This window comes from Brucepastera parasyntrophica, assembly GCF_022376835.1.
In the GTDB taxonomy this organism is placed as follows: Bacteria; Spirochaetota; Spirochaetia; order Treponematales; family Treponemataceae; genus Brucepastera; species Brucepastera parasyntrophica.
The window spans coordinates 3142277-3167407 of the sequence record NZ_CP084606.1 but is presented as its reverse complement, the minus strand read 5'-3'; the positions used below and the strand labels follow the sequence as shown (position 1 = coordinate 3167407).

Sequence of the window (25131 nt, the reverse complement as noted above, 5' to 3'; positions counted from 1 at the left end):
CCCATCCATTTATTCCATTATCAGTGTTTGAATTTCTTCAGGAGTCAGAACAGTTATATCACCGCGGTAATAATCAACACCATTTTCATCCAGTACTATTCCGCGAATATCATATACTCCGTCATATTCTTCCTTGATACCGTACCAGTGGTTCCTGGAAATAATACTGCTTATCAAAGTCAGCCTGCCGCCAAGTAAATGCATTCCATTAATATTGCCGGACAGTCTGAATTCCGTTCCCTGTATTTCGCCTCCGGGGTGCAGGGTAAAAGCCCGTTCCGCGCCGCTGACAGAAAAACCTGATCCGCTTACAGTTCCGTAGACTTCCACACCGAGCCAGGAAAAACCTGCGACTCCTCCGGCTATACTGCTTACACCATCCGGTCCATTGGCTATCAGGAGTCTTCCTCCGGGCTCCGCAATAATACCGGATTCAATAAGACCCTTTTTGTTTGTCAGACCTTTTGCTGTAATATTGCTGTTACTCAGGGTAAGGGTTATATTTTCAGGTATTCGCACAATACCATCAAGTTCAAATGGACCGCTCCAGTATTCATCCATATACAGCGAGCCGCTTTTTGTATTTGTCACTGTAATCGGCAAATCAACCTCAGTTGTTTTATTGTATCCGTCCGTAACTATGAGTTTTCCGACCCATTCACTTTGCTGTACCTTTTCACCGCTATGGATATAATAGGTGCCATATGTACCCAGACTGCCGAACACTGAATCAGAACCGGCACCGCCGGACCACATTAATATCTGCTCGCCGTTTCCCGGATCCCAGGTAAATGTGAGCGGATAGTCACCCGTCCCGCTTCCTTCATCATCAGTTACATGTGTTATATCTTCAATAAATACCGGCTTGCCCGGGGTAACGGTCAGTGAAGATTCCCTGACCGTTATCTGCGGAGCACGGTTATAACGAAGGGGAACAGCAAATTCACTGATATTTCCCGCACGGTCCTCAATTCTGATATTCACAGGATATACATACCCTTCGGGAGTCTGGCCGAATAAAATCATGCCCTCTGCTTCTGTCTGATATGTATCGCCAGCAGGCAGCAACGGATCAAGCCATGAACCCTGGACAATGAGCATCCACCTGACATCTTCATTGCTTTCAGCCAGATATTCCTGTGTCGGTCCGTTCGTAATGACTGCATCACGTTCATATTCATCAATAATAACCTTCCCTGCAAAACTGCCGGGCCATTCATTTTTTATCAGTTCAGGCGGAGTACGGTCTATCGTTATTACATCACCTTCGCATGCGGTCCAGCGTCCGCTTCCATTTTGCACCCGGATTATCCCCTGATATATTCCTTCACCTGCTTCAATTAAGGGGACGAAAATATCCGTTAACAGTACCGGCTGTCGGGATTTATCAATTATTGAATTAACCGGAATTCCGGTCCAGTCTATTTTTTCAACTTCCGTTCCGTCCTTCACAACTACGGCCTGATATCCAATGATACCGCTTTCGCTGTCACTCATTTCTATCCGCCAGCCGCCTATTGCTTCTTCCTCATTTGTCCAGCGGTAATCGCGGTACAGATTCATGGTTTCAGGTTCACTTACATCTATTTCAATTGCTTCTGTTGTTTGAACACCGCTCCATATTCCAACCCCGTTTGATGCCCTGAAGCGGAAACGTATTCCTTTTCCATGCCACCATTCAAGATCCTCATTACGTACATTTTCAAGCAGCTCTTCTATGCTGATTTCATGCACACCCCGCTTTTCACGCCAGCCGATTATTTCCTGCTCGCCGGGAACAAGTACGGCGCTCCATTGAATTGCGCTTATGCCTGTATTTCCGCTGCCGGTAAAAACTGCCCGGCCTTCAACTCTGTCATACCAATGAGTTGCATTTGTAATGAGCGGTATCCGACTCTCATTTTCGGAATATTCGGGCGGACTGGTATCAATCACCAGAGTCCTGGCTGCGACAGGCCCCTCGCTGCCGGCGTAGGATAAGGCATGTACACGAATTGTTATAATTGCGCCATTATCGAGTCCGAGACCGTCTTTGCCCCATACAAAAGAAACTGAAGGAACACTCACGGTACGGCTTGCAAGGACTTTACCGGATTCCGTAATAACGACACTGTAACCCCGGACATACCGGGATTCAGATTCCGGAAGACCATCCCAGTCGGCATGAATATTTACCAGATCAAAATTTGCCTGAAGTCCGTTTATTCCGCCAATACCGGTTTCGACCATCAAACCGCTGCTTATGGCACGGTTTGATATGTTTCCTGCTCCGTCTTCGATCTGGGCTTCAAATACCCACAGTTTGCCCTCATAATCGGAATCAAGCGTGACCCGGGCTGTAAAACCGTGCAGCTCTTCACGTATTGGAACAGCCTCCCCGGATTTCTCTTTCTTTGCTGTTTTTTCATCAACGATATACGCCTGAATAAAACCGCCGTTCATCCAGCTTTCATTTTCCGCCGCCCGGATTTTTACATAAACAGTGTTGTTTATCACTGTGCCGGCCCGGACATATCCTTCGCAGGGGTTCCGATAGCTGCTGTCACTGTATACTTCAACGTCATGAATAAAGGGAGCGGTTTCATCCAATACGATGCCATCACTATAACCGATCGAAGTTAATCCTGCGCCGTTTACCGTCTTAACCGCAAATATCACGGTCCGTCCGTTTATACCGGTGTTTCGCAGATCAACACTTGCAAATTCATCTAATTCGTCGCTGCTGTTATTTTCAAGTCTGTACCATTCTATATTCCGTTCATCTCCTGCATAGAACCATCCCCAGTAATAAGCTTCGAGGCCGCTCTCTGTGTCAATCCGGCTTAACCGCCAGTTTATTTCCAGCTCCTGTTTTGTATGATTTATTACATCACCCTGATCGAGGATCAGGGGTACAGGGGGATGCGTATTGTCGATTATAATGCCGCCTGTACGTACCTCACTATACATCCCCGCTCCATTTTCTGTACGGACAACGAGGCGGACCATATCCCCGGTTTCACAATAACCGTTAACATTTGCGTTAATCATCCCGTTTTCACCGCCGGGAACATACTTCCAGGGGTTATCGTTTTCTTCGCCGGCTATCTGCCACAGACGGTCCCCGGTTTCTTCATCGATTTCATTCAGCCGTTTTTCGATTAACCATTCTAATCCTTCTATACCGCTTTCGGGTCTTTTGCTTCGACCTGTCCCCATACCCGGTCGGAGCTTGCAGCAGAGGCGGAATGAATCCAGCGTATATCAGGAGGAGTCCTGTCTGTGATTGCCATAATACTTACACCGTTGCGGACTTCCCGGGCTTCTTCATCCAGGGCCCGCACAACAGCATAGATTTTTCCGCCGTGCTGCAAGTCATAGTCATGAGGTATTCTGATCAGCGCAGACTGCTTTTCAGTCATACCTTCTGCAATTTTAACCTTTTCGGATGAGGCTCCTCCGCTTTCCCACAACTCATATTCATATTTTACTTCCCCGGCAGCTGAACCATTCCAGCTTACCGCGACAGGATTTATTCCATCAGTAAACTGGGCAATATATACAGAAAGACCTTCGGTATCCAAATCCAACGGGACCGGTATTTGCGTACTGACAGCTTCAAGTGCGCCTGCGTTGACCGCCCGTCCGATAAGATAAAAATTTCCGTCTGCCCAGTCAATTTCGCCGGGGTCCCATTGGATTAATGCTTCATCGGAAAACACTGCTGCAGTTTTTATGAGTTTTTGACCTGACCCGGTATCCTGATAGAGTTCAATAGTTTGATGTACCGGACTCTCGGGTCGTTTCCGCCGCTCCAGCTCACTTTAAAATCCTCATACCGGTAATACGCCGCACGGCCATCTGCCGTCTGCTGCAGCATCAGTGTTATCTGCGCCGGAGGAGTTTCGTCAATTACAAATATATTGCTCAGTTCAATGCGTTCTTTGCCATTTCCCGTGCGCACAGCAGCTTCAATAATATAGTGTTTTCCGGGGAGCCATATCTGTCCGTTGTTTTTAAGCTGTTCCCAGCTTTCCGTTTCCATTATTATTGTTTCGGAAGACTCTTTCTCAATAAGTCTCCATCTTTTTTCAAGGCTGTCCGTATCTATGCCATTTTCGAAATGTATAGCAGCTTCCAGATCACTGAAATTGCCTGCATATAAAATACCTCCGGCTTCACCTGTAAAACCCGATACTTCAAGTGTCCATTCAGGCATTTTCGAATAATACAATACTCCCGCTTCAATTTCCCCGCTCTCATTTCCTGACGCATCCTGTATTTTAAACCATAGTCGGACCGCATCTTCAGCGTCCCCGTAAACCGGAACATACACAGTTTCTGTTGTCCAGTCATACTGCTGCCATATTCCGCCGGGACCTTCACGCACAGACCAGAACGCAATGGGACTGCCTGTTCCATCCGCCCCGATAAAGCGGACACGGACACCGCCACTGATCTGTTCTTCTATGGTAACGGAATCGAATTCAGGCGGAACCATATCAAAGCGTCCGTAGAATTCTTCTCTGGCGGTATTGCCCGCCAGATCACTGACTGTTACGGTAAGCCGGTACTGGCCTTTCAGTTCACTGCAGTCTATTACAAGCTCTGCAGTGTCTGAACCTCTGGTATTTTCCGTTATACACTCACGTTCTGCTATATGAGTAGTGTTTCGTGTCTGGTCATATACATATACCAGCCCCTGCAATTCAACAGGTTCAATTTCATAACGTACCGAACCGAGTCCGCTGAGACTATCCTGCACGGTAAAACTGAAATTTTCATTATTCCACCATCGGCTGTTCCAGGGATACCAGGGCTCATTCATACTGATAACCGGGCTTGTCTCATCGTAGTGGTCACGGCTATATGTTCTGGAGATTTCATTAACCGCGCCTATTTCATCAGAGGCAAGAAGAATCAGTGTACAGCCGTATTCCTTAACCATCTGGATTATATCTCCCTGTACCTGACCTGATACATGGCTCAGCAGTTCCAGTTTAAAACTTGCCATTTCTCCAAATTCGGAAGGTTCATATTCCCGGCTCTCCCAGACAGCCGCATTATCACCGCATATTACCCTGATTTTATACCGCACACTGTGACCATCAGGATCAACCGCGATATTCCATACAATGGGGGTTGAGGCGGAAAGGTAATCAGGCCATTGTCCTGAATCCGGCGGGATGAACAGCGGCGCACTGTTCGGAATTTCTTTCAGCTCTGATTTTTCACCATATACGGTCCGCGCGATTATGTAGTCATCATTCCCGCTCTCGGCTTCAAATTCAGCCCAGATACGGATACTTCCCAGCTGTCCCGCGACCCATGATCCGATTGTTTCAATATCATCACGTTTCCAGGTTATTTCGCCGTCATTATCCTCGGAAGCTGTAACCGGAATCCTTTCTTCCGGTCCCTGGGCCTTGTACACAGGTCTGTAAAGCACCGGCCCATACCACCGCCTCAGGGAGGGATCTTCATCGACTACGATACGGAATGTTGCCGCATTGTCCGTTGTATATGCGTCTTTGTGCCAGCCGGGTATTCCGGGCGGCTCGGGATGGATGAAAGTAAAGGTCCGGTCTTCCTGATTGCCCCATTTGTCTACGGCGATCAGACGGACATCATCCTGCCGAGTCCCGGCGTCAGGAGCATATATTCCATTCTGTATGTGTCCGAGGTTCTTGTTCCACAGAAGTGATATTCCTCCCGCCGCGGGAGCCAGCGCAAAAGTCTCGTCCGTCCCATTCCAGGCAAGAGTATATGTTTCTTCCGGATCAACCTGGTAGATATACATATCCGCTTCGTCGCCCGCGGACACGGCTTCGCCGTTTATCCTGAACAGGTATTCGCCTTCTTCCGGAAATACAATCCAGTTTTTTGAAGGAGCCGGAACAGTACGGTCAATTGTGATGAGAAATTCTTTTTCGGTTTCATTTCCGGCCATATCAGTAACAAGAATTTTTACCGAATAGATCCCGTCAGGAAGTGAAGAAATTTCCGTTCCGTTGAGTTCAACCTCACAGGGTGCCGGCAATCCCGCGTTAACCGCCGCCGAAGAGTCCAGTACCGGCTCGCCGTTTACGGGACTGACAGTCCACCGGACTGTCCCGACGCCGCAGCTTTTGGAAGCGTATTCACCGACTTTTACCGACATTCCGCGCACATTACCGGTGTATTCCTTGAAACACTCGGAACGTTCGCCGCCCTTGTTCACATCAGCAAGCCGCAGCGATATGTGTTCGTCAAGATAGGGGTAGCGGTCATAAATAATATGAGCATCACTGAGCTCGTTTGTATTTCCGGCAATATCGGTTACCTGAAAGGTATACAGAAAATTACCTTCTTTCAGATCTATATATTCTTCACGGACTTCCTGTCCCCGGTATGCTTTATGTCCCGGTATCGCTGAGTCATCCGAGTATACGGGCATATACGCACCGTCGTTTTGGTCTGATGTTTTATACTGTACCCGGCCGATTCCGCTCGTGCTGTCCCGCGCGGTTATATTCAGGCGGCTGCCTGCCTCGTTAACATAATTCGTCTCGGCTCCGCTGAGTTCCCGTCCGTTTTTGAAAACCATAGATGCAGACGGAGCAGCCGTGTCGACAGAGAAGGTATGATCAAAGGGAATCTCATTTTTGTTTCCAGCTTCATCTGTAAGATTAAAATAGACCGTATGCTGTCCGTCTTCAAATGGAATACCTATATTTGAACCGCCTGCTTTTATAAACTCCGTTACACCGGTCCAGAGAGTGGAATCCGTACTCCACTCCAGGTTGAATGAATCGGGCCATGCGGACATTGGTCTGTCCGCGTCATCTGTCGGCATCAGTCTGATGTACCCATCATTTATCCAAACATTGTCATCTTCATTAAAAGTAATGCGCGGAGGATGAACAAGCAAATACTGTATTACCTCAATTTCTATTGAATTATTTGGCGTTTCCAGATATGAGTTATACTCAAAAGTTAAAGCCCCGTAATCACGAGCAGAAAAATTCCACAGGCCACGTCTACTATCTTCCGGGGTATCATATTTAAATAATTGTCTTGTTGCGCCAGATATTTCTTTGAGCGAGCCCTCAATAACGCCTACCTGTTTTATTGTATGTACACCACTATCACCGGAAAGTTTTTCATTCGCTGCGACAATAAAAGAAGATTCTCTTGCGGCGCGTAGATAATATGATTTTTTACCAGATATTTCTTCATGCTGTATTTTTGTCCCGGACGGCTGCTCAATCCATATTTCAGGACCTGTCTTGTCAGCGCATACAACGAGTTTTTCCCTTACATTGCCGAGAAAGTCGGTTGCCCTTATGATATATACTCCATTGGCGTCAATATTAAAAGAGCTGCTTCTGCTGGCCGTATTTCCGGTCCAGTTCATCACGGTTTCCTCCGACTTCACTCCGTTAACATACCAGTTCTTTCGCGTAACGGTTATTGTTTTGATATTGACTTCATCATCGGTACAATCAAACTGGATCGTTTTCCGTATACCGTCCCAGTTCAGGTTAAGAACTTCATTATCCGTAATTTCCGGAAATGCGGGAAATGTTATTTCCGGACCTTCAGTTTTGAGTTTAAACTCAAGACGTATGGGAAGCGTAAGACCGGTTCCGTTTGGAGAAGCAACGCTTTGAGCCGGTGAATAAATCCAGTCAAGTTTAGTATTTGAAACACCCCAGCATTCCATATAAATATAGACCGTACATCCATCAGTAAAAGGCCATTTGCTGAAACTAACGTCAGCTTCAGAATCACCGGATTTAGGAGAAAGTGTAAATTTAGTGTGACCATACTCATATGGTTTACTCGACCATATAGTCAGCTTGGCATTTCTGGCTGCATTTGACGTATTGAAATAGGTAATTATTGAACCGTAGCCGCCGGAAATCTTATTCCTGGTATAAATATTCCGGTATTCGCTGAGTTTAACCTGGATTTCCCAATCCTTGACCATTGAACCAAAGGGAAGCCCCGAACCGATAATTCCTTCATGCCCCAGATTGTAACCGTCATCATTGCTTTTAAATGTATACTTGCTATACGGCTGCCCCGCGGCCTGAACGCATACGACGGCGATCAGGACCGCCAGCATAATACCTTTTTTTACCGGACTGTTTTGCATTTTGCTTCCCCGTTTTTTTACTGACCGTCCGGCGGAAAAGAATTCCCCCCCTGACAGCTGAACTATATATAGCTATATAACCGGCTTTAACCGGTTTTCATAATTCCCTGATATCAGAATGCGGACGCGGATAAAAAATCACCATCACCAAAAGCATTTACATGAAAAAGAGAGAGCTTTGACAGAACGCTTCCTTTACCTGCTTTCAGAAATGGAATTTTATGAACAGAAAAAATGCGATGTAATGAGAAAAAAAGAAAAAAAGATGAAAAGACCCGCGCAGTACAGCGGCCGCGCAGCAGAACAGACCAAGCAATAAACACACATATTACCCGTTGTAAAAACATTATTGTATCCTTATATTTCATTATATTATAGATGGCTTACATTAATAATTACAAAACAGCGTTTCCGCCGCTCCGCATAAAGATATTTTTTAAATGTCAGAGATAATTCCGGCTGGCTTTTACCGACCCTCCCTTAATCCTTCGCCGGAACCAGCAATTACGGGAATATTTATTTCCTTTTACGGTATCTATTGTACTTCATATATTTTTTTTTGCAAGCGGTTTTTTTAAAAAAGCAGAATTAAACTGAGAATCATACGTACCGGATTCCGGAAAAAATCAGAAGGCCCAGCCATACATACGGCAGAATATTGTATTATGAAAACAACCCTGGTATATACGCTATAAGTATATACTATATTATCAGAGTATGTACTTATAGTATATATAAACGGTATACAGGAAAAAATCCGAAAGCCGGTTCATAAACTCGAATGGGAATCAAATTATGGAAAATGCCGGTAAATACTGAAAACGGCCGCCTGACAATGCCCATCCAGGGTCAATACCGGCGGCCGCACCCAGAATATCAGCGTCAGATTATTTTCCCTTTATAATATCAAACACATCCCTGATATTTAAAAGGAGTTCCCGTTTTTCCTCAATGGACAAGGTATCAATATCAACCACTTTGTTCTGGAAAACTATTTCCCTGCCGTCAACAATCTTTATCAGGCTCGCTGATTTTTTGCTGTTTTTTACTCTCACCGGGTTATAGGCTTTTACCGGCGAGGAAATTCCCTTAAGAGAATATTCGCCCGCTTCGGCACATTCGATCTCGTCTCTTACCAGCATATATGTTTCATAGCTTATAAGAATGGTATCCGGTTTCGCGGCGGATTCATACCTGGCGGCAAGATTGACATTGCCTCCGATAATTGTATAGTCCATTTTTGTTTCGGACCCGAAATTGCCTATAGTACAATAACCGGTGTTGATGCCCATACGCGCATGGAAGGGACGTTCAATTCCCGCGCTTTCCCATTCAATACGGAGCTCGGCAAGACGTTCAAGCATTTCCATTCCCATTTTAACGGCGCGCAGCGCATGGTCCTGGTCAGAGGTAAATTCGGGATCACCAAAAAACACCATAACAGCGTCACCGACATACTTGTCAATTGTACCTCCGTACTTTTCAGCTATCCGCGCCATATTATCAAGATAGGAATTGAGAAGGGCTGACAAATCTTCCGGCTCCATGGATTCGGTTGTCTTTGTGAAATCCACTATATCTGAAAAAAAGATAGTGAGTTTTTTTCTGTAATGTTTTTCAGTTGAAACTTCCCTGTCGCCGCCCGCGATTGACGCGTACAGTTGCGGTGAGAGATAGTGTTTCATTTTGTTGTTCAGAGTTTCGATTGTCCTGGTCCTGTCTTCAACGGTTTTCTCAAGGCCGCGGTTCATCTCCTGAATAGTAAATATTTTTTCATTTAACTGGGCCCGCATTTCATTGAAGGCCGTTCCCAGTCTGCCGATTTCATCCTTTACGGTTAAGACAATTTCATGCGCAAGATTTCCCGAACGGACAACATTAACTCCATCGAGGAGCTGTCCGATCGGATTGAGAATAGTCGCTGAAATTCTGATAACCATAAAAGACACGATAATAATAATACAGACCGCGAGTATTGCGTATATGAGGGCGGCGGCCCCGAAGGTGGTTATATAAGGAAGGGATGACAAATAAACATGCAGCACAGCGACCGGGTCCCCATTTGTACTGAAGATGCCGCGGTATTCATTAAGCCCTGCCCCTGTGAGACTTATGCGTTCCGTATTTTTTTTCAGCAGGGCTATATCATTATAATGTTCAAGGGTTATCGCAAGATCGTCCGTTGCAATAACCGGTTCCGCATTTACATAAATGGCAAGATCGCTCTGGAGGTTTCTGGAGAGCTGACTGAAGAATTCAAAATTATCGGAAAAAACAAACCGCACCATTACTATGCCGGTAACCTCATTATTCCGTTTTACCGGAACCGCGGCTATGTATGCAGGAAATAATTCCTGCAGCCCATTTACCAGGTTTATGGTATCAATAATTTTTCTGTCTTTCAGGGCTTCCTGGAGAACAACCTGTTCGGAAGGAGATATCTGTTTACGCCCGGTGAATAATTCAGAATCCGTTTTGCCTATATCCGCCATAATTGATCCGCCGCTGTCAAAAACAGTAACATAATACATTTTTTCTTTGGCAACCTGCGGCATGAGATATTCAGTAAGTTTTTCCCTGCTTGCAAGGTCAATGCCTATTTGAATGGAACGGTCAGCGGCGATACTCTCCGCGAAAGCAAGTGTTTCATTTTTCTTTGCTTCCATAAAAACATCGGCAAGCTGGATTTTATTGCGGATGAGACTTACCGCTTCCCTTTTTGTAAAGAAATAGAAATATGTCAGAGAAAAAATACTCATCAGAAGGACAATAGCAACGGATATGACGAGGAAATTTCTCTGCAGGCGGCTTTTAATGGAATCCTGTTTGTTTACTGAAAACTCATATTCTTCCAGTAACTTTTTTTCTATGGCTCCTTCAACTGCATCCTGTACGACTTCAATATCACTCATTCTCTTCTCCCTTCAATAAATATATAATTGACTCATATCCTGACAGGCTTATCAGGGTTGAGAGTTTCGGACCCTGTTCCTTCCCCAGAAGAAGAAGATACAGGACGCGGTAAACATCTTTCTGAAATGCCGCGGCTTCAGGATTATTAATAGTATCAAGGGAATCCCCATGATTTTTTTTGGAGCGTCATATAGTAATTGCTGTATGGCGTCCTCATCCGCGCTTTCCGGCAAATGTTCCGCAATATATGAAACGGCTTTTCGGCATTTACCGGAAATTTCCTTCCAGACAGCAGTATTCCTTTCTTTCAGAAGAACGGGTACATCCTGGGTCATTCCGTATGTATAGATAAGTTTTTTGTACATTTGATCCGCGGCAGAACCTTGGTAAAAAAATCCGGTTCCGCGTCTTTATACGGATGGATGCTCCGAAGCAGTTCCGCGGCTTTTTTTTCATCACCGCCGGCAATTCCGGTCGCAGCTATAACTGTTCTGAAAGGTATGGGATATCTGCAGAATTCTACACCCTTTGTCGCGAGTCCGAATATCCTTTTATCTTCAGCAGTCGCGGAACCGTCCGTAATTTTTGTCATAAAGAGATCCCATTCATGGTACATTCTGTTCAGCCCGTTATCCATATCTATTGAAAAAGGTTTATCGGGACTGTTCTTTAAAAAGAGCCATCTGATAATGGCTGGTTCCAGCAAATCCGTTAATCGTGTTGAAAGCGATTTTTCACCCTGTGCGCGGGACACTTTTGCGATTCCGGGGATGCCGATAAACCGGTACAGAAGGGAAAACGGGGCCTGCCCGCCGAAAACCTGCTCCGCGATCCTGCTCGAAACGGCATAGCTTCCCGTTTCCGTAAGCTGGTTTTCTCCCGAGCTTTCATACCTGACGATATCATCAGTCCACCGCATTGCCCAGTTTGCCTTCCACATCAGTTTTCCGAAAAAACTGTCATTCAGTGTATAGGAAGATACGGTACCGCAGGCCCTGCATTCATATGAAATGCTGTCACTTTCCTGGTCATATCCGGTCACTGTAACAAGGTCCCTCTGGCATTGACTGCAGTAGACTTCAAGCGGATAGTAAGCTTCCCTCGCGGCAAGCAGTTTATCATCATAGGGTTTTTTCTCCCCGTTAATTATGTCAAAAATAACATCCCTTTTCTCTATTGCCTGCCGGATATATTTCAGATAAGCGCCGGATGCATATACCTGAGACTGATAATTATATTCCGGGTGGATTCCTATTGTTTTCAGTCCGTCTTCAAATACTTTCATATAATGTTCGCCGTAAGAAGGATATCCTCCCTGAAAATCAGGCACCTTGCCCAGCGGCTTCCCTATATGGTCCTTTATGGCTTCGCGCGTTGTGAACCAGGGAATTTTACAGAAATGGTCAAAATCGTCCCAGTAATATATTAAACGGGTCTTCCTCCCGCGCCTCGAAAGCTCTTCGGCAACAAAATGGGAAATGGCAATTTCCCTTAATATACCAAAATGTATAGGACAGGAAGGGGTCATTCCAGCGGCGCAGGTAATAGTATCATTGGCGGATACGGACACCGTATCAAGATATAACAGAAGGGCATCCGCAACTTCATCAAGCCAGAATGAACCGCCTTTTATTTCGTATTTCATTGTATGCTGTCACTCCCTGCATAAACGAGCTGGTCTACACTGGAGAGAATAGACAAGGGAACGGAAAAACCGATTTCCTGTGCGGTATCAAGGTTCAGTATAATTGACGGAACCCCTTCAAGTCGCTGCGAAAGAATACGCGGAGTAACTCCGGAAAGAATTGCGGCAATTTTTCGCGCGTTATAAAAACCGAATTTCTCGGTTTCGAGAGAGGAAATCCCAAGCATAATCCCCTGATCCACACGGATTTCACCTTCGAGAGCAAAAGAGGGTATACGGGCTTTATTGAGAATTGCCACGACCTCATCCATTATGTCATATTCAGTTATCGCTGTTGACGCGCCAAGATAGACAGCATCAACCCTGGTACACAGGTCCCGTAAGGCGGACAGATACAGGCGTGTTGTATCCGGCGCCATTACTTCCTTTACATTAGTATTTCTGACCAGCGTAAAGCCTTTTTTCCTCGCGACCAGTTCCACATCATTTACAGCCCCATACAGGCGGCCGTATTCATCATCTCCATACAGGATTCCAAGTCTTTTAAATCCGGCAAAATCATGAAAAAGCTGAACCTGCCGCTGATACTGGCCTGGATCAACGCGGCAGGTTACAAAATCACGGCCTGAATCATCGAGGGAATAGATAATGCCTGAGCCGACAGGATCGGTAATACCTTCCATTAAAACCGGAATCGGATAATTTTTATAACGGGTGAACAGCTTGCCGGCAACGCCGCCGAAGGCAATAACCAAATCAACATCAGGTTTCCTGTCCGTGAAAAATGCTCCGGCTGCTTTTGTGTTTTGGCCCCATTCAAGATCGAGGATATACTCTTCAGGGAATTCGATATACTCGCTGAAGTCGCCTATTGATTTTACCATTTCCCTGATTGTCTGTTTTTCGGGAATTACTGTATCGAAATTTGCCCAGCCGTTTGCAATCAGCCCGGAAAGGATACCCCTGAAATGCTCGTCAAATTCCCAGTACGTTCCGCTCTGCAGTATTGCAATTCTGAAGGGTTTTCCGTCAGCCCGTCTGCGGGGAAGATATGAATCGGACAGCTGGATTGCCGTCGCCGCATAATTGGTAAACCCGGACAGTAATTCATTGTCAGTGTGCCGGCTTACAGGAGCGGAGCCGTCAGCAGAAAGATATACTTCGTCTGAATTGATGATAATATCAACAGGAACATTAAAGCCTATTGTTTTCGCGGTCGCCAGGTTAATCGCGACAGACGGAATACTTTCAAATATCTGCGGGAGTTCCCGGGGTTTTATTCCTTCAAAAATATGCGTAATCTTTGTCGCCGTATAAATACCCGACCTGATCATACCGCTTGAAGCCAGACTGAACAGTATGCCGTCTTTTACACGCACAGAACCTTCCAACGCGAACGAGGGGATCTTTGCTTCATTTATAATATGCACAATTTCGGGAATAATATCATATTCGGTAACGGCTGTCGAAGCGCCGATGTATACCGCATCCGCGCGGGAAACCACATCCCTGAGCGCGTCAAGATACATATCTACAGTATCATCATCCATGTCTTCCTTGACATTGGTATTGCGTATTATTTCAAATCCGAGTTCCTCGGCGACAGCTTCCACATCCCGGACCGCTCCATAAATGACACCGAATTCATCGTCGCCATATACAATGCCGAGTTTTTTGAACCCCGTCAGTTCATGAAACAAACGCACCTGCTGCCGGAATAATTCGGGATCGATTTTTACTGAAAAGAAATCCTTACCTGAATCGGTAACCGTTTCCGTAACGCCGGCGGCCAGAGCATCAGTTATGGCGTCCGCAATGACCGGTACCGGATACGAATCCTGCTGATAAAACAGTTTTGCGGCCATCCCGCCGTAAGCAATAACAACATCGGCATCCGGTATTTTTTCAATCATGGCCTGTTCCGTTTCTTCATAATTATCCCCCAGGATAAGTTATGAAAAAGCTCAAGAGGGAATTCCAGATACTCACTGTAGTCCCTTACGGAAATCCATTGAAGCAATTGTTCACAGGTCACAACTGACGCGGGGATGGAAATGGAATTGGCCCATCCGATATTGGAGAAGCCTTCAATCAAACCTTTCAGGTTATCAAAAAACTCCCAGTAATCCCCGGAAATTACAACTGAAATCCGGTATTTTTTTCCATCATTTCTGAGCTGGGGATCAGGGATTGTTTCATCTTCCGGAAAGTCATCCGGCCGGTTTTCATTTATTGCGGTTTTTACATTCTGCCGGACCCAATTGGTTTCCTGTTCCGCTCCGCCCCAGAAATTATCAGAAGAAAGGCTGTCAATTGTACAGGAACATAAAAGTACGGAAACAAGGAATAATACGGCGAAACAGCCGGCACGGGATATATTATGCTTCATGGCGGATTCCTCCCCATCTTCCGTTTTTGCCCAATAGCAGAAACGCTATGGCACCGACGGCCGACCATACTCCGATAAAAAGCATGCTTGCGGAAAAACCGGCGGACATAATAATAAGACCTGTTACGGTCGGTATAAAAACGGAAATTATTTTTTCGATTGTTTTATAACTCTGTAAAAGGTTTTCTTCCGATATGCCCTTGATATTTCCAGAAGATACATAGACCTCTTCGACCGCATCTATAAATACATTATCGACACCCATAGCTATAAGAACACAGACAAAGAGGAAAATTCCGCCTGCAGGATACATGCCGAACAGAATCAATACAATGCCGACACATAATGAGCCGAATGACAGCAGCAGCTTATCATTCTTAACATAATCGGAAAGTGTGCTGACAAATACGGCGCCAAGACTGACAATACTGAAAATACTCAGAAAACGTCCTATATTTCCCTGCGTCATTCCCAGCGTATCGCTCATATACAGCGGAAGCAGGAACTGGAACAGTCCGACATAAATCAATTGGAATGGAATATTTATACAGAGGATATATACGATAACATGCCGGGATGTGAGTATCCGTAAAAAACTGCGCGCCGTTAAGCGGTTCTCATTAACCGGTACAACAGCCTGCGCTTCTTTTTGTTCATCAGGCTCACTGTCTTTTTTAATACAGAAAAAGACAAACAGAAGAAACAGGACAGCAAATACAATGGATACCCATATACCAGCAGCATAGCCGAATTTATTGACAATAATTCCTCCGACCGGTATGGAACATATCGAAGCGGCGGCAAAGGCCGCGGCATTTGTGCCGAACCCCCTGCTCCGTGTTTTTTCATTTGTATATGAAATAACCAGCGAGGAAGTACTTAAAAGCACTCCTCCGAATCCGAAGCCCGCGACAAAACGCGCGGCAATCAGGACAGGTATGTTTTCAGAAAATATTGTCAGAACTGAACCGGCAATAAAAACCAGCGTCATAATAATGTACCGGTTCCGTATGCTGAGATTTTTCATGCCGAACAGGGTAATAAACATTGCGACCATAATACCGAGCATGTACGAACTGACAGGAAGACTGATAATAGTTTGTTCCGTGAAAAAACCAAGGCTGTACGGATTCTGCAGATATATGTGCTGGATAAAAATCGGAATAAACGAAAGGGTTTCAAATGCCGCGAACATAAAAATAAAGGTGCTGATCTTTATAAGCCGGAGACTGTTTTTTTCATCTTCTTCATTCCGCACAGTATTTATCTGCTTCACATGTCGCCGTCCTGACAGGAAGGCAAAGAAATCTTTAAGCAGGAAGGCGAATATGAGGGCGACTACAATAATAGTCCCGGAATCGAGCGCCATATCCCTCAATATATTGTTAATCATGGGCCGGTTAACCCGCAGAACAAGATATCCGTTGCCGAATACGGAAGTCAGGGGAATAATAGTCAGGTCCGGGTCCTGTCTGGTCAGACGCGCATCGGAACCTTCGCCGGATTTGTGTATATTTTCCCGGTGCGTTTCATAGAGAATATTAAGATTTATGTCGGTTATATACATATCCGCGCACTGGGGATTCCCATCCATACGCTTTGCGAGGTATGAGTCCGCCCGTCCGAGGTCTTCAAGTTTAATATTATAATCAAGCGGTTTTTGAAAATCCTCCGCAATTGATTTTGCCAGAACGGACATATTCTTGTTGAACATTCCGGTAATGGATGTATTGTACAAATTATAATTCTGAACCGTAAAAACCAGCTGGGAACCAAGCAACAGAATAACAGTGACAATTGTTTCAACTCTGCGGTGCTGCGGCAATAACTGCAAAAGCAGATAATACAGCCCCAGAGTAACGACCAGAAAAATCAATCCTGTTTTGACCAGCGTTTCCGCGGTCTTGTATATGTATCCGGATATTGTCTTTTCGGAAAATTCAACAAGAAGGGTTCCTTCAAAGGTCCTGCCCTCCGAATACAGGGGAATGCAAATATAATAGGAATCAAGAAATTTAACTGTTTCCGAAGGAGGCCGGTCTTCGCCCGCAGCAAGATCGCTTCCCCGGAGAAACTGGAAGGGAATATGGTTTTGATTCATAACAGTCCGTGTGGAATACAATATAACGTCGTCCCTGTCAGCAACATAAAAATGCTGTATCCCGGATCCCTGTTTTATAGAATCATAGAATATTTCATCAATCTGATTGTCAAGCAAATAAAGCTTTTTCCCCAGGTTTAACGCGCTTTCAATTCTGCTCTTGACAGCCTCGCCCTGAATGCTGAATTGGCTTACCAGCGAATCCCGGTAGGTCGATTCAAAACCTGAAATATCCAATACGCCGTTAAGGGTAAAGGCAATAAGCAGGATCAGACCGAAACCTGCAAAACCTGACCAGAATGTTTTACTATTATTCACGAATATTACTCCTTTAAGATAATTCTGGTTATGTATGTATTGAGCAGAGCCTGCGAAGCCGCGGCATAATCCGCGGTAAAACCGACATATTCACCGGCAGCATATTTTCGCTGTGAATCAGTAATGTCCGCCACAGTAAAATCAAAAGTCTGTCCCGCTATTTCAACAGCCGGATCAACAGGAACAATATCGCCGGAAGAAGCTGCGAGTACGCCGAAGTCAAGGACAGCGCAGAGGCGTTTGCCCGTCTTTCTCGGCTGCCGGAGACCGCCCAGGGCCGTATGACCGCCGCCGTCCGGTCCGGTTATTTCCTTTTCCCTGATTTCAATAATTTCACCGTACAGAGTAAAGGCGCCTGTTCTGAATCCCGGCAAATACCCTCCGGAAGAAGAATCATGGCCGAAAAAGATACCCTCGCCTATTCTTATTTCGGAAACAGGCGCGGAAAGCCTGCCTTCCGCCAAAAGCTGATATACAACAGTTCCTCCGACAGATATGTCCGGATTGCCTGGTATCAGGGCCGCGCATTGTTTTAAAATTTCAAGGCTCTTCGCATCCGGCATTTTTCCGGAAAGGCAGGCAAAATTTGCCGAGACTCCCTCGATCGGAAGCGTTTTAAACCGCGCGATAATATCCGGGAGCTGATCAGGATAAAAACCTTCTTTCAGATCGCCCACTTCAACAATCAGCATTATGCCGGGTTTCCGTCCGGAAGGCAAAAGGGCCGCCGCGGCAAGCAGCTTTTCATCCGAAACAAAAAGCCTGTCCGGCCATAAGTATTCAGGTATATCCGGCAGCGCGCGGATATCGCTCAGGCGGGTTTTTATAAGTGATTTGGAAAATTTTCCTGCGAGTTCAGGCGGCAATGCCAGAAAATTCGGCATATTACTGTCGGCGACCGAGGTTATTCCTTCCTTTTCAAGTATCTGAAGGATTTCCGGATCGGAGGTACAGAATTTGGTAACAGCTGTCAGACTGAGGCCGGATTGGCCGGCTAAATCCCGGAATTTGCGTATATTATAGAGTATTGGGTCAGGATCGATCTCAATATACGCCATTATTTTCTCAATCTCCTCGCAAATGGGTTATCTGGAACTTTTAACTGGAAAATATACTCGTAAGTATATCACAGTTTTTTGCAGAAAGCCATAAAAGTTATTAAAGAATATTCATGGGCGGGCAGATGGACCGCTCCGAATCCGGCGGCTTCAATCTTTCTTTTTAAAGCGGTAACACCTGAAAAACACGCCGGCCTCCGTCCTGTTTTCAGACTTCCTTCTATTGACTTTTTTTTGTTTTCAGCTACTTTTTACTTCCGAACACAGAAATGTTGATGACAGTCATCTGGAAACGGAACACATAATAGTTGACATCCTGTTCCATATTATGTAGACTATTGACACTCATCTCGTGAGTGCACGTACTGTGTAAGCGAGAGTGGTGGAATTGGCAGACACGCCAGACTTAGGATCTGGTGCCTTGGCGTGAGGGTTCAAGTCCCTCCTCTCGCACAATTCCACACAGTAAAACAGGCAGATTTTGCGGGAATAGCTCAGTGGTAGAGCGCCACCTTGCCAAGGTGGATGTCGCGGGTCCGACTCCCGTTTCCCGCTCTTACTCCAAAGCGGTTCGGAAAAAATCCGGATCGTTTTTTTTTATCCGGCCTGGCCGTAAAGGCCGTGAATATCTAAACAATGAAGAGGAATAGTATGAACCTTACCAAGCAAATCACCAAGCTTGACAAATCACGTGTAAAACTCGATGTAACAATTTCTAAAGATGACGTTGAATCGGCATATAAAGAACTTCTTCAGAAATATGCAAAGACAATCCAGATTCCCGGATTCAGAAAGGGTAAGGTTCCCATAAATATTCTTGAACAGAAATACGGAGACGCGCTCAGGGGAGACGCGGCCGGAGATATCATCGATAAGGCCCTGGGGGAAATTTTTGAGACGGCAAATGAATTTGAACGCCCCCTGCCCTATGCCCAGCCCTCGCTCGATGAGGCGCCGGATTTTGACCCGGCGAAAGACCTCACATTCTCACTGACCTATGACGTATTTCCCGAAGTAAAACTCGAAACGCTTGACGGTTTCAAAATAGAAGTTCCCCAGGTTGCAATCGGTGACGCGGAAATGAAGGAAGAACTTGAAGCAATCAGGGAACGGAATGCCCTGGTTGTGGACTGCGGAGATAACGAAAAAGCAAAAAAAGACGAAATCGCAACGGTCAGTTACAGTGAACTTGATGACAGCGGAAATGTTATTCCCGGAACTGAACGGCAGGATTTTGTGTTTACCATCGGGACCGGCTATAATATTTTCAAGTTTGATGATGATATTATCGGGATGAAAAAAGGCGAGACAAAGGACCTGACAAAATCCTATCCGGAAGACTTTGAGGACAAGGATCTGGCCGGAAAAACAAAAAAAATCAGGGTAACGCTGACCGCTCTCAAGGTTAAAAATCTCCCCGAACTGGATGATGAACTGGCCCAGGATGTAAGCGAAAAATATAAAACCCTCGATGATCTGAAAAATGACATCAAAAAGCGGATGGAAGCCGCGCTTGACAACAAATTAAAGGAAATCAAGCAGAACAGCCTTCTGGAACAGATTGTCGAAAAAAACACCTTTGATCTGCCTGAATCCATGGTTGCGGCCGAACTCGAATCACGCTGGCACATGCTGGCGCAGCGCTTCGGGACTGATACGGAACAGCTTGAAAAAATCATAACCTCTTCCAATCAGACAAAGGAAAGCATGCTTGAGGAATGGCGTCCGGAAGCTGAAAAAATGCTCAAAAGCAGGGTGGTCGTCGAACTTCTCATAAAAGACAGGGATATTACCGTAACTCCCGAAGATGTGGAAGAAGAATACAAAAAAATTGCCGAAGGGGCGGAAATTTCCGTTGATGAGGTGAAAAAACACTATTCCGATCCCCGGAAAAAAGAGTATCTTATAGATGACATTAAAGAACAGCGGCTGTATGCACAGCTTCTTGAAAAATGCACTATTGCAAAAGGTAAAAAAATGGCCTTTGCAGATCTCTTCAAAAATGGACAGTGATATGAATGTACAAATGAGCAATCTGGTTCCCTATGTTGTTGAACAGACCGGCAATGGGGAACGTTCCTATGATATTTTTTCCCGTCTCCTGAAAGACAGGATTGTTTTTATTGACGGCGAGATTAATGATGTGACCGCCGATCTGGCGGTCGCGCAATTGCTTTTTCTTGATTCCCAGAACCCTGAAAAAGACATCAATCTGTATATAAACAGCCCGGGCGGTTCCGTGACGGCCGGCCTCGCTATTTATGATACCATGCAGCAAATCCGCTCAGATATTCAGACTTTCTGTCTCGGCCAGGCGGCAAGTATGGCAGCCATTCTGCTTGCGGGCGGAACAGCCGGCAAGCGTTCGGCCCTGCCCTCTTCACGTGTACTCATTCACCAGCCCTGGGGCGGTGTCCAGGGACAGGCTTCCGACATAGGAATCCAGGCCCGTGAAATAATCAGGCTGAAAAAACTGACCATTGAATATTTCGCATATCATACAGGCAAGCCCGAAGAACAGATTGCTTCCGATATGGAACGGGACTTTTTCATGACCCCGCAGGAAGCCCTTGAATACGGCATCGTCGATCAGGTAATGAAGCGGAGGAAACATGGCAAAGCAGAGAAATGACCGCGGCCTTGTTTGTTCGTTTTGCGGAAAACGCGAAGACGCCGAACACAGGATGGTAAGCGGCCCGGGGGTTTTTATCTGCAACCAGTGCGTCGATGCCTGCAAGGACATCTTTGACGAAGAAAACACCCAGATTGCGACCCAGTTTACCGGTGAAATTCCCACACCAAAAGAAATGAAGGAATATCTCGACCAGTATATAATCGGACAGGACCTGGCTAAAAAGGCCCTGGCTGTCGCGATTTACAACCATTACAAACGCATCACTAATGTAAAGCATACTGATGAAGATATAATGATTGAAAAATCCAATGTTCTTCTTATCGGACCGACAGGCTCGGGAAAAACCCTTCTGGCCAGGACAATTGCGCATAAAATGAAGGTTCCCTTTGCCATAGCGGACGCCACTACACTGACGGAAGCCGGCTATGTCGGGGAAGATGTGGAAAACATCCTGCTCAAACTGATACAGAATGCGAATGGAAATATTCCCGCTGCGGAGCGCGGCATCATTTATATTGACGAAATTGACAAGATCGCCAGCAAAGGTGAAAATGTTTCAATAACGCGCGATGTTTCCGGTGAGGGCGTCCAGCAGGCTCTCCTTAAGATAATTGAAGGAACAACGGCCTCCGTTCCGCCCCAGGGCGGACGCAAGCATCCCAACCAGGAAATGCTGAAAATTGATACAACAAATATTCTGTTTATATGCGGCGGAGCATTTGTCGGCCTTGATAAAATAATCGAGGCGCGGGTTGCGCAGCACCCGATGGGTTTCGGCGCTGACATAAAACTGCACAAGGAAAAAAACCTTGCCGAGCTGTTTGACCAGCTCAGCCCGGATGATCTGATAAAATTCGGAATGATCCCAGAATTCATCGGACGGCTTCCCATGACAGTGGCTCTCACTGATCTTGGAAAGGAAGACCTCAAACATATTCTGACCGAACCGAAAAATGCTATTGTCAAACAGTTTCAGGCTTCGCTTGCGATTGATAATGTTGAGCTTATCTTTGAGGATGACGCAATTGACGCAATTGCCGATCAGGCGATACGGCAGAACACCGGAGCGCGCGGCCTGCGGGCAATTGTCGAAAAACTTATGATGGAACTTATGTTTGAAATTCCCTCAATTCCGGGAAACAAAAAGGTCATCATTTCAAAGGACGTTGTTGAAAAAACTGAAAAACCAATCATAAAACGGATTGAACAGAAAACAGCATAAAAAAAGCCCTTAAAGGGGCTTTTTTTATATTATGGAAGTAATGCAGTCTATTGTTCCCTGCGCGCTTTTTTTCCAGTTAAAAGCTTCAACCCATTTAATTCCGCGGTTAATCAGGTCATTGCGGAGCGGTTCGTTTTCGCCTCCGGGGGTTTTAACGAGGCGCCCTATTGCCTGGGCAATATCCTCGGGATTATTCTGGTCAAAATAGACCGCGCAGTCGCCGGCCATTTCGGGAAGCGCTCCGGCGTTTGCGCAGGCGACAGGAAGGCCGCAGGCCATTGCCTCAAGAACAGGAAGACCGACACCCTCAACCGCAGAGGGGAAAACACAGACATCCGCAGCTGAATATAATTCAGGAAGATTCTGGTGAGGGAAATATCCGGTAAGCAGTATATCGGAAGAGACCGGAGACTTCAGGACCTCCCGGTGTACAATTTCAGCATTGATTCCGTCAGCGCCCGCAAGTACCAGGCGGTGAGGAGCCCCGGTATTTTTTTTGAAAATGGAAAAACCTCTGATTAATTCCACGTGACATTTTGCCGGAAAAGCGACGCGCGAAGCATAAATTATATAGGGCCGCCTGATCGAAAACGGATGGATTAATACGGCCTCATTGCTTATCTGGGGCCGGGGATAAAAAAGATTGGTGTCTATGCCATTATGAATAACCTGTATCATTGACTCGGGGATACGGAGATTAACCAGATCGTTTTTTATAAAATTGCTAGCGGCAATTATCAGTTTCGCTTTTTTCAATTGCATCCGGTGAAATCCGGAAATAAAATCATCATCGGTGTTTCTGGAAATATTGGAAAAAAAATCCTGTATAACAACAACAGAAGGGACAACATAATTCAGGGGAAGCAGCTTTATTCCTGCCGGAAAAAGAACCGCGTCATACTTTTGTTTTTTTACAAATGAAGGATACCGGAAAAAATGCCATAAATGTTCGGCGAACAGACTGTCGGAAACAGAAAGACCGGTGTATGTTACAGACTCAAGGCCCGAAGAATAGGTATAACGGTCAAGTTCCGGACCAAAAAGGTCAACCTGAAAATCAGAAGCAGGTAAATTGCGCACCAGAGATAAAATATAAGAGCCTATGCCTGATCTGCCATGATCACAACCGAAAGTATTTATACCTATTTTCAATATACCCTCCGCCAAAATCCGGTTACCAATATATTATTTTCAGTTTTTTCCATAGTAATAATTCGCCGGGATAATATTAATTGCAATTGTTTTTTGGGCATACAGCCTCTCAGACTATTAGTATAGCACTTTTCAGCCTATTATGCTATCCTGTTTTAATGAATAGTTTTTCCAGTTTGCCTATTTTACCTGAAATTTACGAAGCTCTGGCAGCAAAATCAATTACGGAGCCGACCGAAGTCCAGAAAATGGTTATTCCATCCATTCTTTCAGGTGAGAATGTTGTATTTCAGTCAGAGACAGGAACGGGAAAAACGCTGTGTTTTTTGATTCCGGCCTTCATGAGATCACTCGGGGACGGAAAAAAAGCGCCGCAGATACTGATTGCCGCGCCGACAAATGAACTGGCATCCCAGATAAAAACTGAAGCGGTTAATCTCGCATCCGCGTCCGGACTGCCGGTTTCTTCCGCCCTGCTCATCGGAGGAGCCCCTCTGAAACGACAGTTCGATCTGCTTAAGCAAAAGCCTTCCATTCTGATCGGCGGACCTGCCAGGCTCCTTGAACTTATCCGGCTGAAAAAGATACCGACCCAATCCCTTTCCATGATAATTCTTGATGAAGCGGACAGGATGCTTGCTCCCGAAATGAGGGACATTTTGAGGGACCTGCTGAATGAAATGCCCTCCGTCGCCCAATATATTGCCTGTTCGGCTACAATGACAAAATACCATCTGACGCTGTTAAAAAAATGATCCCCGGACATATAAAAAAAGACGGTGATGATAAGGAAAACAAGCCCATATCCTTTCAGCTCATATCGCTGCCGCCGGAAGATGTTCTCAAAAGAAAAATCGAACACTGGGCTTTTTTCAGTGAAAGGCGCGATAAAATCGAAGATTTAAGAAAATTCATACTGGCTGAGCAGCCCGAAAAAGCGCTTGTGTTTACGGCGCAGACCGGACAGGTTGAACATATTGCTTCACGGCTCCAGTACCGGGGTGTGGCCTGTTCCGCCCTTCATGCAAAAATGTCAAAGCTTGACCGGAAAAAGAATCTCGATGCTTTCAGATCCGGCAAAACAAAGATTCTGATAACAAGTGACCTTTCCGCCCGGGGTTTGGATATTCCGGACATAACTCACATAATCCAGATGGATGTCAGTGACAATGAAGATTTTTTCATTCACCGCGCGGGAAGAACAGCGCGCGCAGGCAAAACAGGAATCAACGCGGTATTCGGGGATGAACGGGAACTGCGCGAGCTTGCCCGCATAGAAAAAAAGCTTGGAATTATCATTTATCCGAAAATAATGTACGGGGCAGGATATGTACCCCTGAACAGGATGAAACCATTCAATAAAATACCTCGCCGCAGAGCAGGGCAGACCTTCGGTCTGAGGTATTTTTCTCTCCCGTGGAATTGGTCCCGGGTTTAATACCATGGAACCTATAAAAACTAACGTTTTTACAGGTTGTTATATAAACCGTCGCAGAGCAGTCAGCTCGAAGAGCTGCAGACCTTTGGTCTGGGGTATTCGCAGGTCGCGTAAGCGGCCATTAAATCGTTACCTTGCAGA

16 protein-coding genes and 2 tRNA genes are annotated in these 25131 nt (G+C 45.6%); 7 read left to right on the top strand and 11 right to left on the bottom strand.

Annotated features, from left to right (window positions below; all coding sequences use genetic code 11):
• Positions 1-9 precede the first annotated feature (9 nt).
• The 10 genes from K7I13_RS15140 to K7I13_RS15095 all read right to left on the bottom strand — a co-directional run bounded on the left by K7I13_RS15140 (position 10) and on the right by K7I13_RS15095 (position 18543).
• On the bottom strand, positions 10-3198 hold the full coding sequence (locus tag K7I13_RS15140; RefSeq protein ID WP_255946949.1) for a hypothetical protein: 3189 nt from the start codon (positions 3196-3198) through the stop codon (positions 10-12).
• Positions 3159-3701, bottom strand: coding sequence for a hypothetical protein (locus K7I13_RS15135; RefSeq protein WP_255946947.1), 543 nt, complete (start codon positions 3699-3701; stop codon positions 3159-3161). Before K7I13_RS15135 ends, K7I13_RS15140 begins: the two co-directional genes overlap by 40 nt.
• An 11-nt stretch (positions 3702-3712) precedes the next feature.
• Positions 3713-8119 (bottom strand): Ig-like domain repeat protein, encoded by a 4407-nt coding sequence (locus K7I13_RS15130; protein WP_255946946.1) that lies wholly within the window; start codon positions 8117-8119, stop codon positions 3713-3715.
• Between the two features lie 887 nt (positions 8120-9006).
• Entirely contained in the window at positions 9007-11031 is a 2025-nt protein-coding gene (locus tag K7I13_RS15125) for an adenylate/guanylate cyclase domain-containing protein (RefSeq protein WP_255946945.1), read from the bottom strand.
• A gap of 51 nt (positions 11032-11082) precedes the next feature.
• Positions 11083-11397, bottom strand: coding sequence for a hypothetical protein (locus tag K7I13_RS15120; RefSeq protein ID WP_255946944.1), 315 nt, complete (start codon positions 11395-11397; stop codon positions 11083-11085).
• Positions 11364-12677, bottom strand: coding sequence for a lysine--tRNA ligase (lysS, locus tag K7I13_RS15115; RefSeq protein WP_255946943.1), 1314 nt, complete (start codon positions 12675-12677; stop codon positions 11364-11366). The genes K7I13_RS15120 and lysS overlap by 34 nt, the downstream gene beginning before the upstream one ends.
• Positions 12674-14590 carry an ABC transporter substrate-binding protein gene (locus K7I13_RS15110; RefSeq protein WP_255946942.1) on the bottom strand — a complete coding sequence of 639 codons (1917 nt, stop codon included), beginning with the start codon at positions 14588-14590 and terminating at the stop codon, positions 12674-12676. Before K7I13_RS15110 ends, lysS begins: the two co-directional genes overlap by 4 nt.
• Positions 14587-15066 carry a hypothetical protein gene (locus K7I13_RS15105; RefSeq protein WP_255946941.1) on the bottom strand — a complete coding sequence of 160 codons (480 nt, stop codon included), beginning with the start codon at positions 15064-15066 and terminating at the stop codon, positions 14587-14589. The genes K7I13_RS15110 and K7I13_RS15105 overlap by 4 nt, the downstream gene beginning before the upstream one ends.
• Complete coding sequence (locus tag K7I13_RS15100) at positions 15056-17485, bottom strand: MFS transporter (protein WP_255946940.1); 2430 nt, start codon at positions 17483-17485, stop codon at positions 15056-15058. Before K7I13_RS15100 ends, K7I13_RS15105 begins: the two co-directional genes overlap by 11 nt.
• 5 nt (positions 17486-17490) lie before the next feature.
• A complete protein-coding gene (locus K7I13_RS15095) occupies positions 17491-18543 on the bottom strand; it encodes an alanine racemase (protein WP_255946939.1) in 1053 nt (350 codons plus the stop codon).
• A gap of 373 nt (positions 18544-18916) precedes the next feature.
• Between K7I13_RS15095 and K7I13_RS15090 the strand changes: the two genes are divergently transcribed.
• The 5 genes from K7I13_RS15090 (at position 18917) to clpX (ending at position 22400) form a co-directional block, all read left to right on the top strand.
• Positions 18917-18996 (top strand) — tRNA-Leu (locus K7I13_RS15090).
• A 30-nt stretch (positions 18997-19026) separates the two neighbouring features.
• A tRNA-Gly gene (locus K7I13_RS15085) sits at positions 19027-19098 on the top strand.
• A gap of 96 nt (positions 19099-19194) precedes the next feature.
• Positions 19195-20556, top strand: a complete 1362-nt coding sequence (gene tig / locus K7I13_RS15080) for a trigger factor (protein ID WP_255946938.1) — start codon at positions 19195-19197, stop codon at positions 20554-20556.
• A 1-nt stretch (position 20557) separates the two neighbouring features.
• Positions 20558-21175, top strand: a complete 618-nt coding sequence (clpP, locus tag K7I13_RS15075; RefSeq protein WP_305118711.1) for an ATP-dependent Clp endopeptidase proteolytic subunit ClpP — start codon at positions 20558-20560, stop codon at positions 21173-21175.
• Positions 21156-22400 carry an ATP-dependent Clp protease ATP-binding subunit ClpX gene (clpX, locus tag K7I13_RS15070; RefSeq protein WP_255946936.1) on the top strand — a complete coding sequence of 415 codons (1245 nt, stop codon included), beginning with the start codon at positions 21156-21158 and terminating at the stop codon, positions 22398-22400. Before clpP ends, clpX begins: the two co-directional genes overlap by 20 nt.
• Positions 22401-22424: 24 nt before the next feature.
• Here the strand turns inward: clpX and K7I13_RS15065 are convergent, their stop codons facing one another.
• On the bottom strand, positions 22425-23552 hold the full coding sequence (locus tag K7I13_RS15065; RefSeq protein WP_255946934.1) for a glycosyltransferase family 4 protein: 1128 nt from the start codon (positions 23550-23552) through the stop codon (positions 22425-22427).
• A 158-nt stretch (positions 23553-23710) separates the two neighbouring features.
• On the opposite strand from K7I13_RS15065, the gene K7I13_RS15060 reads away from it, so the two are divergent.
• Positions 23711-24307, top strand: a complete 597-nt coding sequence (locus tag K7I13_RS15060; protein ID WP_255946932.1) for a DEAD/DEAH box helicase family protein — start codon at positions 23711-23713, stop codon at positions 24305-24307.
• The gene (locus tag K7I13_RS15055; protein WP_255946930.1) at positions 24304-24990 is read left to right on the top strand and encodes a helicase-related protein; all 687 of its coding nucleotides are present in this window, start codon (positions 24304-24306) and stop codon (positions 24988-24990) included. The genes K7I13_RS15060 and K7I13_RS15055 overlap by 4 nt, the downstream gene beginning before the upstream one ends.
• Positions 24991-25131: the final 141 nt, after the last annotated feature.